The sequence below is a fragment of the Chitinophaga polysaccharea genome (genome assembly GCF_007829335.1).
GTDB classification, from domain to species: Bacteria; Bacteroidota; Bacteroidia; order Chitinophagales; family Chitinophagaceae; genus Chitinophaga; species Chitinophaga polysaccharea_B.
The window spans coordinates 184,956-200,298 of record NZ_VIWO01000001.1 but is presented as its reverse complement, the minus strand read 5'-3'; the positions used below and the strand labels follow the sequence as shown (position 1 = coordinate 200,298).

The following is a 15,343-nucleotide window of genomic DNA, read 5'->3' as shown; positions in this document are numbered from 1 at the left end:
TCGTCTTTATTAAACTAATAAACGTTGTATATTTATTTAATTTGCAGTTACTAAAACTAGTCATGTTGTATTTGAAGAAGATTATCCCGTTTGTATTGATGCTATGGTTAGTGCCAGCTACGTTGGCAGCCCAGAATAATGGGCAGCAACAATCGCGGGAGGAACTTGAGCGTAGGAAAAGGGAGCTGCAGAAAGAAATAGATGATGCCAACGAACAACTGAAGGAAACCAAGAAATCTACCCGCGAAAGCCTCGGGCAATTGCGCGCGCTGCGTGATAAAATTACCCTGCGTAGCCGGTTGATCAATAATATTAATGAAGAAATCAACTTTATTAATGGAGATATCAATACTGCGTTACGGGATGTAAAAACCCTCCAGAAAGACCTGGACACCCTGAAAGCCCAATACGCCCAACTGGTTGTTTACGCATATAAGAACCGTTCCTCTTATGATATGATGAACTTCGTGTTTTCTGCACAAAGTTTTAATGACGCCGTAAAGCGGTTTCAATATTTAAAGCAATATCGTGAATACCGTCGCCGGCAGGCCGATAATATTGTGACCACCCAGGAGCAGCTAAATCATAAAATTCAGAACCTGGAAAACCAGCGGATAAAGCGCTCGGATGTACTGAAAACGGAACAGGACCAGAGAGCTACGCTGGAAGAAGATAAGAAGGAAAAAGATGAGGTACTGAGTAAGCTGAAAGGACGTGAGAAAGAGCTGGTGGCGGATATTAACCAACGTAACAAAGATGCACAAAAAGTACAGGCAGCTATCCGGGCAGTAATCCGCCGGGAAATAGAAGAAGCGCGCCGTAAAGCCATAGAGGAAGAAGCTGCCCGCCGTAAGGCTGCAGAAGAAAAACGCCGGAGAGATGAGGAAGCCCGCAAAGCCGCACTGGCTGCCGCTGAAAAGGCAAAAGCCGATGCCGCCGCTGCTAATAATGCCAATAAACCAGCTGCGGAGAAACCCGCGCCTACGCCAGTTAAACCACCAGAACCTACTCCGGAACCGGCAAAACCAGTTGCCCGCACGGAAAACGTACTGGAGGCAACACCAGAGGCGCTGGCCTTGTCGGAGAGCTTTGAAGCCAACCGTGGAAAGCTCCCATGGCCGGTGGATGCAGGTAACATTATTGAGCACTTTGGTATTCACCAGCATGCGGTAATGGAACATATCCAGGTGCCTTCCGATGGTATTGTGATTGCCACTAATAAAGGTGGCGCTGTTAAATCCATTTTTGATGGAGAAGTGAAATCTGTGGTGGTGATGCCAGGATCGGGCTATGTAATTATTATTCGCCATGGACAATACTTCACCACGTATGTACGTTTGCAGACAACAAGGGTGAAAAAAGGTGATATGGTTAAAACAGGGCAGGTAATAGGTACTGCCAGTACCAATGATATTGAAAACACCGGTGAAGTAGAACTGCAGATATGGAAAGGCATTAACAAGCAGAATCCTGAGCAGTGGATAAGAAGACGATAGATATTTGAGCTTAACTAACTGAAACTATACGATGAAGCTGAAAGTACTCAAAGGTGCTTTCAGCTTTTCGCTTACTAACCAAATGCTTTTTTTTTTGAGAAAGTTGATCCCTCTTCTGATGGCGCTGTGGCTATTACCTGCACCGTTGTTGGCACAACGGAGTAAGGTACAGTCGCGCACCGTATTGGAAAACCGTAAACAGGAGCTGCTGAAAGAAATAGAAGCAGCAAATAAAGCCCTGCAGCAAACCAAGAAGTCTACACGGCAGAACCTTACCCTGCAGCGCGAACTGGAGCAGAAAATTGCCAGCCGCAATCAACAGATCGCCAGCATTAATAAGGAAATCAGCCTGATAGAAGGCGATATTAGCAGCACTAACAATAACGTACACACGCTGGAGAAGGAAGTAGATTCTTTAAGGGCACGTTATGCCCAGTTGGTGGTATATGCGTACAAAACCCGCGACTCATACAATGTACTCAGCTTTCTTTTTTCGGCCACCAGTTTTAACGATGCTATACGCCGGTACCAGTACCTGCAACAATATCGTGAAAATCGCCGCCGGCAGGCAGAAAACCTCTTGTCTACCCGGGAACTACTGGACCAGAAATTAGTAGTGCTCCAGCAACAACGGGCAGAAAAGGCAGGAAGTCTGCACCAGGAGCAACAACAGCGGGTTAGCCTGCTGGCAGATAAAAAGGAAACGGATCAAACAATTGCCCAGCTGAAAGACCAGGAACAGGACTTACAGCGCCAGATCAACAAAAGTAAAGCCGAAGCCAAACAAGTTGACCAGGCCATTCAGGAAGCGATCCGCCGCGAAATTATTGCTGCGCAGAAAAAAGCCGCTGCCCAGGCATTGGCCAGGAAAAAAGCGGCCGAAGCCAAACGCAGACAGCTGGCTGCTGCCAGGGAAGCCCGGAGAAAAGCTGCATTAGCTGCCGCTAAGAAAGCGCATAAAAAACTGCCGGTAAAACCTGTAGAGGAAGAGAAGGAAGAAGATGACGATGATTTACCACCAGCAAAAACATCTACCGAAGATGTACTGGCGGCCACGCCAGAAGCACTTTCGCTGTCGCGTGATTTTGAATCCAACCGGGGGCGCTTGCCCTGGCCGGTAGACGCCGGACACATTACGGGGCACTTTGGTGCAGGGAGAATAGGGAAAATTGAAGTAGATCACAACGGCGTTATCATTGCTACCGGCAAAGGAGCGGCCGTCAAAGCCATATTTGATGGAGAGGTGATCATGGTATTCATGATTCCAGGCGCAGGATATATGGTTACCCTGCGCCACGGAAAATATTTTACCAATTACGTGAGACTACTGGATGTACGTGTGAGCAAGGGAGCTACGGTAAAACGTGGTCAAACCCTGGGTGTTGCTGCTACCGGTGGCGCCGGCAGCGGTGGTGAAATAGAATTACAGATATACCGGAATACTATAAAACAGAACCCTGAACGCTGGATACGTTCCCGTTAAAGTAATTGCACTTGTTTTTGCAGCACTTCTTCATATAACGCCTCATATTTGGGTATGATATTGTCGATATGAAAGCGTTGGGCCTGTTCCCAGGCGCCTTTCCTTACCTGTTGCAGGAGATTTTCATCTTTCAGCAACCGGATCGCCTGTGCGGCCATACCTTCTACATCGCCCACATTGCTCATATAGCCGGTTTGTCCGGGGATATTGATTTCAGGCAATCCGCCGGCGTTGGAGGAAATCACTGGTACCTGTGCCGCCATGGCTTCCAATGCGGCTAACCCGAAGCTTTCATACTCTGAAGGCAGCAAAAACAGGTCGCTGATCGACATCACATCTTCTAATTGTTCCTGTTTCCCTACAAATCTTACATCTTCGCAGATACCTAATTCGCGGCAAAGGCATTCTATAGAAGGTCTGTCGGGCCCATCGCCCACCAGCAACAATTTAGCAGGAATTTCCTGGCGTACCCGGGCAAATACTTTCACTACATCCGGTACCCGCTTCACTTTACGGAAGTTAGACACATGCAGCAATATTTTTTCGCCGTTAGGGGCAATGGCCTGCCTGAAATGAGGAAGTTCCCGGCGGCTGAAACGTTGGGTATCCACAAAGTTGTAGATCACCGATATGTCCTTTTCTATAGGGAAGGACTTATAGGTTTCTTCCCGCAGGTTTTCTGAAACGGCTGTAATGGCGTCGGATTCATTGATGGAGAAGGTAACTACCGGTTCATAGGTTTTGTCTTTACCCACCAGGGTAATATCTGTACCGTGAAGCGTAGTAATGAAAGGTACTGTTCTGCCATGTTTTTTCACGATTTGCTTGGCCATATATGCGGTAGATGCATGTGGAATGGCGTAGTGTACGTGCAACAGATCCAGTTTCTGGTTAATAATCACATCCACCATGGTACTGCTAAGGGCAGATTCATAGGGAGGAAAATCAAAAAGCGGATATGTAGGGACCTGTACTTCGTGATAATATATATTAGCGTGAAACGCGTTAAGCCTTACTGGTTGCTGGTAGGTGATAAAATGTACCATGTGGCCTTTGTCTGCCAGGGCCTTACCCAGTTCGGTTGCCAATACCCCACTACCACCGTAGGTAGGGTAACATACTATTCCTATGCGCATGAGATGTTTTTTTGCATTCCGCAAAGGTACTAAAAAGCGGAAAGGATACAGCATAGGCCAAAGTTGGCCTGGAGGCAGGGAGGGGTAAGTGGTTATTGCCAGCCTAATCTTGATAGCTTTATACTTTACTCCTGCGGCTTTTTTTAGTAGTTTTAACGATAAATTAACCTGCTGCATGAAAAAGTTTATAATGCCGATTTTAGTGGCCTTTTCCCTTCCTGCCGTTGCCCAGAGCCAGGAAAAGGACTCCCTCACATTAAGAAGGCTGGCGGATGAAGTGCTCACGCATAGCACAGCGTACGACAACCTGCATACTTTAACCAAGAAGGTAGGCGGCCGCCTGGCAGGATCGCCCCAGATGGTAAAAGCCGAACAATGGGGCGTGAAAGCCCTGAAGGCTGCCGGAGCAGATACCGTATATCTCCAGGAATGCATGGTGCCTCATTGGATAAGAGGCGCTGCCGAAGAAGCCCGTATTATATCGAAGCGGCGCGATTTTATTCCTCCGCTGAATGTATTGGCTTTAGGAAATTCGGTAGGCAGCGGACCCGCCGGCGTAACAGCCGAAGTGCTGGAAGTAGCATCTTTCGATGACCTGGAAGCCAAAAAAGACCAGGTAAAAGGCAAGATTGTTTTTTATAACTATCATTTCAATCCCACTTTTATCAAAACATTCCATTCCTATGGAGATGCTGTAAAATATCGTGGCCAGGGCGCCAGTCGTGCAGCCAAATATGGCGCAGTAGCTGTTATTGTGCGTTCTATGAGTCACGCCGCCAATAATTTCCCTCACACGGGCGCCATGGCATACGACAATGCTTATCCCAAGATTCCGGCGGTAGCTATTGGACTGGAAGATGCCGACCGTTTAAGCCAGCGGCTAAAAGACGATGTGGACGCGAAGGTATTCCTGCGTACCAATTGCATGATGCTGAAAGATACAATCGGGCATAACGTGATCGGAGAACTGCGGGGCAGTAAACATCCCGACCAGTACATCACCGTAGGCGGCCATCTTGATTCCTGGGATGTAGCAGAAGGTGCACACGACGATGGTACAGGCTGTGTGCAGTCCATCGAAGTGTTGCGTGCTTTCAAGGCAGCTGGAGTAAAACCGGAACGTACCCTACGGGTGGTGTTATTTGCCAATGAAGAAAACGGCACACGGGGTGGTCGTAAATACGCGGAAGTAGCCAAAGCACAGCAGGAAAAACATATCTTCGCGTTGGAAAGTGATGCAGGTGGCTTTACTCCACGAGGCTTTATCACTACGGTGGATGCTGCCGAAAAAGCAAAGATGGATAGCTGGAAAGCCTTATTTGCACCCTATGGCATATACGATTTTGATGAACAGGGAGGGGGCGTAGACGTGGGCCAGTTACATGAAGCATTGGGAACACCGATGGCTGAACTTTCTCCCGATTCGCAGCGTTATTTCGACATTCACCATGCCGCTAATGATGTATTCGAAAACGTGAATAAAAGAGAACTGGAGCTGGGCGCTTTTGGTATGGCTGCTTTGATTTATCTTGTAGATCTGAATTTCTGATTATCCACTACTAAAATATACTTATGGGTCGTTTTGTCTTTATTGTTGTTTCTATTATTATACTGGTATTGGGAGGCATATTCTTCTATAAATACTATTTCGTTTTCGGACAGGGAGTAAAGGCAGGCGAGCTTAATTATTTTGTGCAGAAAGGATATATCTTTAAAACCTATGAAGGTAAATTGATTCAGTCGGGTTATCGTGGTAAAGTGGCTGGTACTATTCAGTCTAACGAATTCCAGTTTTCGGTGGCCAGCGAACGTATTGCCCAACAGTTGATGACTGCCAGTGGCAAAGTAGTAGAGCTGCACTATAAAGAATATCTGGGCGCTATTCCCTGGAGAGGTTACAGCCCTTTTATTGTGGATAGCATTATTTCTATCACCAACCCGGCACCTCAGAACCTGATTCCTTAAAATAAAAGTATCACCAATAAAAAATGCTGCAGCCATGAAGTGAGCTGCAGCATTTTTTATTAGAAAAGTAGGAAGGCATTGTATCCTAGCCCGCCTGTATAAGAAATATTGCAGGTCTTTTATGGAGATCTGGTAATTGTTTTTTCCATTCCTTCACCGTCTTTGTCTTGATATATTCTGTAGGCGCGGTAATATCTGCCGCTACACATATGCGGGTACTGTCTTTACAGTTATCCACTATATCCTTCAGCAGCTGGTTATTACGGTAAGGCGTTTCAATAAACAGTTGGGTTTGTTGTTTCCGTTCGGAGGTGGCTTCCAGTTCCCGGATGGTTTTAAGTCTTTCCGGTCCCTTAATAGGCAGGTAACCTACAAACTGGAAATTTTGCCCGTTCATACCGGAGGCCATCAGGGCCAGCAGCATGGAGTTGGGACCGATCATGGGAATGATTCGGGCATCGATGCTGTGGGCCATCTGCACTACCAGGTGCCCGGGATCCGCAATGGCGGGGCATCCGGCCTCACTCAATATGCCGATGTCTTTCCCCTCCAACAGTAATTTCCGGCCAATAGTTACATCTGGTGGCTGATTTTCATTCATGATCAGCAGTTGGAGGGCATCTATATTAATATTCCTGTCGAGCGCTTTTAAATAGCGTCGGGCAGTTCGTTCATTTTCTACATAAAAAACCGACAGCCGCTGTACAATAGCTGTTACATAGGCCGGGATGCTGAATAAGGCATCAGAACTTAACACGGTAGGAACAAGGTACACATTGCCTGGAGTATTCATTTATCGCAGTTTTTTGTTTTGTAAGTCAATAGTGGCAGCAATTACAGCGTACGACGGCGCCAACATCCAGCCCACTACCGGGATCAGCATAAACAAGTAAAACACCATGCCATTACCAATGGCCATGCCCCGGTGCTGGCGTATAAATGCAATGCTTTGCGACATATTTAAGCGATGTCTTTCACAACTGTAATCCATCATGGCAAAGCCGTAAAAATAGCTCTCTACAAAAAAACTGATCATGGGTATCAGCCAGCCAACAACCGGGATAAAAGATACCAGCAGCAATACCAGGATAGCCGCAGTTTGGTAAACGATGTTACGGCACGACATCTTAATGCCCCGGATAATATCCTGGCCCAGCTGTGACCAGCTGAATGGGAACTCTTTATATTCCAGGATGGCCTCTGTTTTTTCTGATAAATAGGAGAATACCGGCGAGGCTACTATCAAAAACAGGTATTTGAAATAAGAGAAATACCAAAATACAAAGACTATCCTCACAGAAAAAGCCACGAGGATAAAAAGAAAACTAATCCAGCTGCTTTCCAGGTCCTGTACCCATTCTGTGATATGCAGCAATTTAGTCAGGTACTCCACAAAATCACCGGAATATCCCCATACAAAGTAAAACCCTGTAAAAAAAAGCAAACAGTAAATAATGCCCGGTATCAGTATCCATTTCCATAATTTATGCTGCATGATAAACTGATGGGCCTTTCCGTATGATTGAACAGCCGACAGTACTTCTCTGAATGAAAACAACGCCTGAATTTTTTTAGTGTAACTAAATGTTTTATGAAAGAGCAACGAAACTAAGGCAAAAATATTTTAAATGTGAGCATAAAGCTGAAGGCGCAAAGCAAAAAGCTATTATAGAGAATGATATTGGCGAATATTTAACAATATCGCAGCAGTCATTCTCTATAATAGCTTTTTGCTTTGCGCCTTCAGCTTTTAGAAGCGTGGACAAAGCGTCTTATACTTATTATTTTCGTTCCTGGTGTGAATATAGATCAGTGAAATCTCAAAACCTCCCCTGTAATTAGAGGCTGGTTTCAGGGTAGAAACGTTGGTATCGTAGGTAAGCCCGAGCTGGAAACCCTTGAATTCTAGTCCCACATAAGGAATAACGGCATCTTTAAGACGGTACCAGCTACCTATATAAAACGTAGTAGGCTGATCATCTACCTCGCTGAGGGAGAAGCCATAGGCACCGCCAAACGTAAACTCAGTAGCTGTGCTTTGTTTCATGTACAGGATACTGGTGTGGAAGCGGTCTTTCCCGTTTACCGGTACAGAGCCCCCGCCATGTACGGTCCAGCGGTAGCTGAGCCGGTTCTGGGTAAGGTTCATAAACGACTCGGTAGGTTGGGTAATATGATAATAGGAGGCGCCCAGGTAAATATTGGACGATTCCCCGATTAAACCGTTGTACAAGATCCCCACATTGGGATCGAAATAGGAAATTTTTGGATTTACCAGCGTTTCATTGCTGGGGATAGACGGGTTATACCCGTTGTTATCTATTTGATTCTCAAATTGTAACTTGGTATTATCAATCCTTTTTTGCACCAGCGTTCCCTGTAAACCTATGGCGAGCGTATGATTACCTTCCGGATCCAGGCCTTTATGATAGGCAGTGCTGAACGAAAGATAAGTAGATGTTAATGCCCCGCCACCACTTCTGTCGTACATTGCCTGAAGCCCTACACCCCAGATATCTGTATAGGAAATCACGTTTTTAAGTATCCCGAAATCAATGGCTGCAGTCCCGGTAATGAAAGGGGAAGCAATGCTGCTCCATTGGGACCGGTAGTTGCCGGATAAGCGGTAATCTCCTGAAAATAAACCGGTAAATGCTGGGTTAAGCGTGAGCGGTGAGGCAAAAAATTGCGAAAAGTGCGGATCCTGCGCCCTTAAAGGATTAAAATAAAGTAATATGGTCAAGAATAGTAAAGCTCTTTTCATAGTAGTAAAGCTTAAAGCATAGGGTAGTTATGCAATGTCGGTGAAGGTACATTAATTAGTTCATATCGCAAATTAAATTCATGTATAAAAAGCAGCCGAAATAAAAATGCGAATAGCAGCCGTACCTGTTAAAGATACAAAACTGCTATTCGCAAAACGATTTTATGGTGATTATTGTTGCAATTTATTTCCGAAGGCCAGGTCGCCCGCATCTCCAAGACCGGGAACGATATACCCCTTGGCGGTCAGTTCATCGTCAATATCGCCCGCCCAGATGGTCAGGTTAGCGTTGGTATTGCGCAGCACATACTCTATCCCCACAGTACAGGCAATGGCCACTACCAGGTGAATATGACTGGGCTTCCCGATGGCTTCCAGGTGCTCAATGGTTTTTACCAGGGAGGCGCCGGTAGCCAGCATAGGGTCTGAAAGAATCAACACCTGCCCATCTATCGACGGGGTACTGACATATTCCAGGCTGATATCAAAAGAGCCGTCGTGGTTATGTTTGCGGTAAGCCGAGATAAACGCATGATCTGCCTTGTCGAAATAGTGCAGCAATCCCTGGTGCAAGGCCAACCCTGCACGTAAAATAGTGGCCAGCACCGGTTGGGCCTTCAGTACGCGACAAGTGGCAATACCCATGGGGGTAGTCACCTCTTTGTCTTCATAATCCAGCGTTTTGCTGATCTCATAGGCCGCCACTTCCCCCAGTCGCTCCAAATTACGCCGGAAGCGCATGCGGTCCGTTTGAACCTCCACATTTCTGATCTCGCTTAACCATTCTCCAACCAACGAATTGGTTTCACTTAAATTGATAATCATGAGCAATCCCTTTGAGGCCGCAAATTACCGAAAAATAGTGAACTACTCTTTCTCGTCCTTGTCCAGTAGTTTAGCTTTCTTTACCAGCTGTATGAATTCAGCCCGGTATCCTTCTTTGTCCTCTCCCCGGGCGGTTCCTGCCCACAACAGCACCTGGTCGTAGGTAGCAGTACCTGCAAAGGCAGACCGCCTCAGCAACTGGCCGAAAGCTGCTACGGCAGTAGCCATCCGGAAGTCTTCCGGCGCGGCGCCAATTTCTTGGTTATCATAAGGTAGCACCTTTTCCATTAACTGGCTCTTTTCTGCAGCAGGATCCTTGTAGCGCAATTTTACGGTCAACACCTCTTTCTGGTTACCTACTATCTTACCTTGCTGGTATTTCAACGGATCCACCCAATTCACGTTTTCCCCTTTCTTACCGGTAGGTTTCAGCTCATACAATGCGGTCACCGTGTGCCCCACGCCCATATCGCCGGCATCTTTCTTATCATTATTAAAATCTTCGTTCTGCAATATCCTGTTTTCATAACCTACTAACCGGTAGGCCTGTACGAAGTTGGGATTGAACTCTACCTGTAGCTTTACGTCCTTGGCCACGGTAAACAGGGTACCTCCAAACTCGGTTACAAACGTTCTGCGGGCTTCTTCGAAATTATCAATGTAGGCGTAGTTGCCGTTGCCTTTGTCGGCCAGCAGTTCCATGGTGTTATCTTTTAAGTTACCCATGCCAAAACCTAGTACAGATAAGAAGATCCCTTTCTGTCTTTCATTTTCTATCAGGCGGGTCAATGCTCCTTCACTGGAAATACCCACGTTGAAATCGCCGTCTGTAGCCAATATTACCCGGGTATTGCTGTTTTCTTTACGGAGCTTCGCCGCAATGTCATAAGCCAGCTGTATACCGGCGCCGCCAGCGGTAGAGCCGCCAGCCTGTAGTTCATCGAGAGCCGACAGTATATGTTGCTTATCGTTGCCGCTGGTAGGCGGTAATACCACACCGGCAGCGCCTGCATATACCACAATGGCTACTTTGTCCTGTGGGCGTAATTGTTCCGTCAATACCCTGAAGGCCTTTTTAACCAATGGAAGCTTGTTTTCTTCATCCATGGAGCCCGAAACATCCAGCAGGAATACCAGGTTGGTGGGAGGGAGGTCTCTGGTGTCTACCTGTTTGCTTTTCAGCGCCACGCGCACCAGCTGATGGCTGGTATTCCAGGGACAAATGGCCATGTCGGTATAAATGGCCACCGGATCTTTACCGGCAGGGGCTTTATAGCCATAATCGAAATAATTGATCATTTCTTCTACTCTTACCGCATCTGGTGGTGGCATTTCGCCATTGTTCAGGAAACGGCGCATATTGCTGTACGAAGCCCTGTCCACGTCTATGCTGAAGGTGCTCAACGGCTGGTCTGTTACCGCATGGAAGATATTTTCGTTGATAGGACTGTAATCTTCTGCACTGGAAGGTGCATATGAAACCCTGCCATTATTGGCGGCTACGCCTGATACCATCATCTCATAATTTTGGGCAGCCACCATATTGCGTTTTGGGCTAACTGCCTTAACAGTAGGGGCAGGAGGCGATGTTGATCCTGATGGCTCGCCACCCACCATAACATCGTCCATTATATACCGGCTCCTGTCTTTAACTACCCGCTGTAGCAAATGAAGGGTAACATTGATAGAGGCCTGTTTATCGTTTACCGTGAGTGTTACTACTTTATAATTAGTAGCATTGACTTCCAGCGTAACTGTACCCGCAGGAACTTTCAGGCTAAAATGTCCTTTGGTATCAGAGGCTGTCATCACATCTGTATTTTTTATCCGGACCACCGCATTCGCTACAGGTTGATTACCTGCGCTTTCTTTTACAGTACCGGTAATAGTGCGCAGCTGTTGGGCAGATACAGCGAACGCCACCAGGCAGTTGAATAATAGCAGAGCAAGATATTTTTTCATGGCGATATTGTTTTCTGCTAATAGGATGGCATCCATGTGGCCGTTTCCATAAATCAGGAAAAAAAATATTTAAAAACTACCTTTGCTGAAATTTTTTGAGATGGTATATAACGTGATTGGCACCATGTCTGGTAGTTCATTAGATGGACTGGATATAGTTTTTGCAGAATTGACCGAAATACGCGGACAATGGACTTATGCTATTAAAGCGTCCGAGAGCCTGCCTTACGAGCCGGAATGGGTGGAGAAACTGGTCCAGGCCACCACTTTGTCCGCCAGGGACTACTTGCTGTTGCATACGGCCTATGGACATTATACCGGGCAGCGTATCCTGTCTTTCATAGAAAAGAACCAGCTGGATCATAAAGTACATTTTATTGCCTCACATGGTCATACCACTTTTCATATACCTTCCGCCAAAACAACGGCCCAGCTGGGCGATGGAGCGGCTATTACCGCGGTTACCGGCTTACCGGTGATTACCGATTTGCGGGCAGTAGACGTGGCATTGGGTGGCCAGGGAGCGCCTATTGTGCCTATTGGTGAAAAATATTTATTGCCTGGATACCAATACTGGCTGAACCTGGGAGGTATTGCCAATGTTTCTGCCCAGTTGCCAGATCAATTTGTAGCATTTGATATTTGCCCAGCCAACCGTGTGCTGAATTCCCTGGCAGCGGCGTTGAATAAACCTTACGACGATGGCGGCGCCCTGGCGGCCGGTGGCGTTGCAGATGTGGTGTTGTTGAATCAGCTGAACAGCCTGCCTTATTACGCTGCTTCATGGCCCAAATCGCTCGCCAACGACTTCGGTACCGATACCATCCTGCCTATGATAGCGCCTTTGCGTATTTCTGTACAAGGTAAACTGCGTACCTATGTAGAACATATTGCAGCACAGGTAGCACAGGCCGTAAAAGCACTGAAAGAAAATATGCCGGAAGGGCCCGGTAAAATGCTCGTTACCGGCGGCGGGGCATTCAATACCTTCCTGGTAAACACGATACAACAACAACTGGAGCCCCTGGAAATTACAGTAGAAGTGCCCGATGCACTGACGGTTAATTTTAAAGAAGCCTTGATTATGGCGCTGATAGGTACTTTGCGCTGGAGACAGGAAGATAATATCTTAAGCGGTGTCACCGGCGCATCAAGAGACTCCATCAATGGAGCACTCTGGACGAGCCGGTAAACAGTATTAGAAGTTTTTCTCCAGGAGCTGGAATTTATCCCCATCAAACAAGCCAAGATCGCTTAGTTTCAAATGAGGAATCACCAGTAACGCCATAAAGGACAATGTCATGAAGGGCGATGCCAGCCGGGAACCGAGGGCTTTGGCCGCTTTATCTAGGGTACCGTATTGTGCCGCCACCGTATAGCCGTCGAGGTTACTCATCAAACCGGCGACCGGCAGGGGCAATACGGCAGTGTCGCCGCCGTTTACCACGCTGATACCCCCTTGCTCAGCTATTACCGCGTTGATAGCGGCGGCCAGGCTTTCGTCGTCGGTACCCACAGCAATGATGTTATGACTGTCGTGCGCTACCGAGGAGGCGATGGCGCCCTGTTGCAGCCCAAATCCATGGATAAATGCCATTGCGGGAGCCGCCTGCCGGTAACGGTTTACTACGGCCAGTTTCAGCACATCTTTTGGTATACTGTTTTGCACGTTTCCTTCGGCTACCGGGAGTAATTCCTGTAGAGAACTGGTAATCAGCTGACCATCGAGCGCTGCTATCACCCTGGCACTTACTTCAGTGTCATGGATGTTGTTGACCGGTATACGGAAGTCTGCCGGCTTCACAGGGTTACATATGAAATTATTCACAGGAGCTGATGCAATGCTGGGTATGAGCGTATGCCCATTTTCCGCAACTTTTACCCCATCGATATAAGTGGCCAGTATGCTGAAATCTTCCAGGTTATCTACCACAATAAAATCAGCCGGATCATTTTCCTTCAGCAGGCCGTTATCCAGCTTGTAATGTACAACTGGGTTGATACAGGCGGCGCGTAGTATTTTAAAGAGATCTATACCATGTGCCAGCGCTCTCTTTACCAGCAGGTTAATATGCCCTTCTTCCAGGTTGTCAGGGTGTTTATCATCGCTGCAAAACATAATATGGTCGGCATAGTCATTCAGTAAAGGGTATAATGCCTCAAAATTTTTGGCGGCACTTCCTTCCCGGATAAGGATGTGCATCCCATACTTTAATTTATCCAACGCTTCTTCCATAGTAAAACATTCGTGGTCGGTGCTGATGCCTGCGGCAATATAGTCGCGGGCGGCATCGCCTCTAAGTCCCGGTGCATGGCCGTCGACAGGCTTACCTGCTTTTTTTGCAGCGGCGATTTTAGCCATCACTTCCGGATCTTTATGCAGTACTCCCGGGAAATTCATCATTTCCGTAAGATACCCGATGTCGGGTCTTGCCAACAGGGCTTCGATATCAGCCACTGTAACGGTGGCGCCGGCGGTTTCAAAAGTGGTGGCCGGCACACAGGATGGGGCGCCAAAGTTGAACCGGAAGGGTACCTGTTTACCATTTTCCAGCATATAAGTAACACCGGCAACGCCCATTACATTGGCTATTTCATGCGGGTCGCTGACGGTAGCAATGGTACCATGTACAACAGCCATCCGGGCAAATTCGGAAGGAATGAGCATAGAGCTTTCCACATGTACATGCGCGTCTGTAAAGCCCGGTAGCAGGTAGTTGGAGTAAGATTGGCTATCGCGTGTAATCCTGGCTATGCGGCCGTTTTCAATATGCAGGGTAGCAGGGTAAATTTCGGCTTGCAGGATATCCACCAGGTTGCCCGATATCTGGAATGTATTCATGCCGTAAAGCTAAGGAATAGGCGGCATTTTCGACCCTGGCGTATTTTTTGGTAAACTGTTGGGGGAGATGTTTTTTGGTTATCTTTAGTTACCAAAGAAACGAATATCAAAAACGTATTTATGACAAGGATTAAATCTTACGCGTTGCTGGCTGCCCTTCTGATAACAGGAATCAGCACTTACGCCCAGACTGCCGACGAAATTATTGCAAAGAATACCGCTGCAATGGGTGGAGAAGCAAAATTGAAAGACCTGAAAACGCAATATGTAGAGGGAAGTATGGAAGTGCAGGGGCAATCTGTACCCATCAAGAAATGGGTAAAGCAGAATGAAGGCATGCGGCTGGAATTCAATGTGATGGGAAGCAACAATATACAGGTAGTAACCCGGTCTGCCGGATGGAGCCTGATGCCGGTAATGATGCAAACGGCACCCCAGGATATGGATAGCGCTACCCTGAAAATCATGCAACCGCAGCTGGATCTGAGAGGAGAACTGTACGATTATAAAAACAAAGGAAAGAAGATAGAATTATCAGGTAAGGAAGAGGTGAATGGCATACCGGCCTATAAGCTGAAAGTGATCGGGGACGGCGGCTCTACAGGAGATGTTTACATTGATGCCAATACCTTCCTGATTGTGAAAACAGTGAATAATATTAATATCAAAGGGCAGTCACTGGAGCTGGTATTACTGATGTCTGATTACAAGAAAACGCCGGAAGGCTACGCCTATGCGGCCACTACCACACAAACGCCGGGCGATGTTAAAATAAATGTGTCGAAGGTAGATGTGAATACACCGGTAGCAGATACGCTGTTTGCTAAACCGCAATAAAGAATTATGGACATACGCTGGTGGAATGCTGAT

General features: G+C 47.0%; 13 protein-coding genes. 6 read left to right on the top strand and 7 right to left on the bottom strand.

The features are described 5' to 3' along the window. Positions 1-71: 71 nt before the first annotated feature. On the top strand, positions 72-1,496 hold the full coding sequence (locus tag FHW36_RS00825) for a murein hydrolase activator EnvC family protein (protein WP_186452265.1): 1,425 nt from the start codon (positions 72-74) through the stop codon (positions 1,494-1,496). Positions 1,497-1,590: 94 nt separating this feature from the next. Beyond that, complete coding sequence (locus FHW36_RS00820; protein ID WP_186452264.1) at positions 1,591-2,979, top strand: murein hydrolase activator EnvC family protein; 1,389 nt, start codon at positions 1,591-1,593, stop codon at positions 2,977-2,979. Here the strand turns inward: FHW36_RS00820 and bshA are convergent. Continuing rightward, on the bottom strand, positions 2,976-4,115 hold the full coding sequence (bshA, locus tag FHW36_RS00815; RefSeq protein WP_145660751.1) for an N-acetyl-alpha-D-glucosaminyl L-malate synthase BshA: 1,140 nt from the start codon (positions 4,113-4,115) through the stop codon (positions 2,976-2,978). The two genes, FHW36_RS00820 and bshA, sit on opposite strands and share 4 nt — an antisense overlap. A 175-nt stretch (positions 4,116-4,290) precedes the next feature. On the opposite strand from bshA, the gene FHW36_RS00810 reads away from it, so the two are divergent. Together FHW36_RS00810 and FHW36_RS00805 are read left to right on the top strand one after the other, a co-directional pair. Next, positions 4,291-5,664 (top strand): M20/M25/M40 family metallo-hydrolase, encoded by a 1,374-nt coding sequence (locus FHW36_RS00810; protein WP_145660748.1) that lies wholly within the window; start codon positions 4,291-4,293, stop codon positions 5,662-5,664. A 23-nt stretch (positions 5,665-5,687) separates the two neighbouring features. Next, entirely contained in the window at positions 5,688-6,080 is a 393-nt protein-coding gene (locus FHW36_RS00805; RefSeq protein WP_145660745.1) for a hypothetical protein, read from the top strand. 85 nt (positions 6,081-6,165) lie between these two features. On the opposite strand, the gene FHW36_RS00800 is transcribed toward FHW36_RS00805, so the two are convergent. From FHW36_RS00800 to FHW36_RS00780, 5 genes are all read right to left on the bottom strand, one after another. After that, on the bottom strand, positions 6,166-6,873 hold the full coding sequence (locus FHW36_RS00800; RefSeq protein ID WP_145660742.1) for an SAM-dependent methyltransferase: 708 nt from the start codon (positions 6,871-6,873) through the stop codon (positions 6,166-6,168). After that, positions 6,874-7,638, bottom strand: coding sequence for an EI24 domain-containing protein (locus FHW36_RS00795; protein WP_145660739.1), 765 nt, complete (start codon positions 7,636-7,638; stop codon positions 6,874-6,876). A 192-nt stretch (positions 7,639-7,830) separates the two neighbouring features. Then, entirely contained in the window at positions 7,831-8,844 is a 1,014-nt protein-coding gene (locus tag FHW36_RS00790) for a PorP/SprF family type IX secretion system membrane protein (RefSeq protein ID WP_145660736.1), read from the bottom strand. A gap of 171 nt (positions 8,845-9,015) precedes the next feature. Continuing rightward, on the bottom strand, positions 9,016-9,669 hold the full coding sequence (gene upp / locus FHW36_RS00785; RefSeq protein ID WP_145660729.1) for a uracil phosphoribosyltransferase: 654 nt from the start codon (positions 9,667-9,669) through the stop codon (positions 9,016-9,018). 42 nt (positions 9,670-9,711) lie between these two features. Further along, on the bottom strand, positions 9,712-11,631 hold the full coding sequence (locus tag FHW36_RS00780) for a YfbK domain-containing protein (RefSeq protein ID WP_145660726.1): 1,920 nt from the start codon (positions 11,629-11,631) through the stop codon (positions 9,712-9,714). An 82-nt stretch (positions 11,632-11,713) separates the two neighbouring features. Here FHW36_RS00780 and FHW36_RS00775 point away from each other — a divergent pair, with 82 nt between their 5' ends. Then, positions 11,714-12,823 carry an anhydro-N-acetylmuramic acid kinase gene (locus tag FHW36_RS00775; protein ID WP_246121029.1) on the top strand — a complete coding sequence of 370 codons (1,110 nt, stop codon included), beginning with the start codon at positions 11,714-11,716 and terminating at the stop codon, positions 12,821-12,823. A gap of 6 nt (positions 12,824-12,829) precedes the next feature. On the opposite strand, the gene ade is transcribed toward FHW36_RS00775, so the two are convergent. Continuing rightward, positions 12,830-14,473, bottom strand: coding sequence for an adenine deaminase (ade, locus tag FHW36_RS00770; protein WP_145660718.1), 1,644 nt, complete (start codon positions 14,471-14,473; stop codon positions 12,830-12,832). Positions 14,474-14,593: 120 nt separating this feature from the next. On the opposite strand from ade, the gene FHW36_RS00765 reads away from it, so the two are divergent. Beyond that, the gene (locus FHW36_RS00765; RefSeq protein WP_145660715.1) at positions 14,594-15,310 is read left to right on the top strand and encodes a LolA-like protein; all 717 of its coding nucleotides are present in this window, start codon (positions 14,594-14,596) and stop codon (positions 15,308-15,310) included. Positions 15,311-15,343 lie beyond the last annotated feature (33 nt).

What these genes read in the sequence shown, in the direction of transcription:
- bshA (WP_145660751.1), bottom strand. Translation starts at nt 4,115, where the DNA reads ATGCGCATAGGAATAGTATGTTACCCTACCTACGGTGGTAGTGGGGTA.
- FHW36_RS00810 (WP_145660748.1), top strand. Translation starts at nt 4,291, where the DNA reads ATGAAAAAGTTTATAATGCCGATTTTAGTGGCCTTTTCCCTTCCTGCC.
- FHW36_RS00805 (WP_145660745.1), top strand. Translation starts at nt 5,688, where the DNA reads ATGGGTCGTTTTGTCTTTATTGTTGTTTCTATTATTATACTGGTATTG.
- FHW36_RS00800 (WP_145660742.1), bottom strand. Translation starts at nt 6,873, where the DNA reads ATGAATACTCCAGGCAATGTGTACCTTGTTCCTACCGTGTTAAGTTCT.
- FHW36_RS00790 (WP_145660736.1), bottom strand. Translation starts at nt 8,844, where the DNA reads ATGAAAAGAGCTTTACTATTCTTGACCATATTACTTTATTTTAATCCT.
- upp (WP_145660729.1), bottom strand. Translation starts at nt 9,669, where the DNA reads ATGATTATCAATTTAAGTGAAACCAATTCGTTGGTTGGAGAATGGTTA.
- FHW36_RS00780 (WP_145660726.1), bottom strand. Translation starts at nt 11,631, where the DNA reads ATGAAAAAATATCTTGCTCTGCTATTATTCAACTGCCTGGTGGCGTTC.
- ade (WP_145660718.1), bottom strand. Translation starts at nt 14,473, where the DNA reads ATGAATACATTCCAGATATCGGGCAACCTGGTGGATATCCTGCAAGCC.
- FHW36_RS00765 (WP_145660715.1), top strand. Translation starts at nt 14,594, where the DNA reads ATGACAAGGATTAAATCTTACGCGTTGCTGGCTGCCCTTCTGATAACA.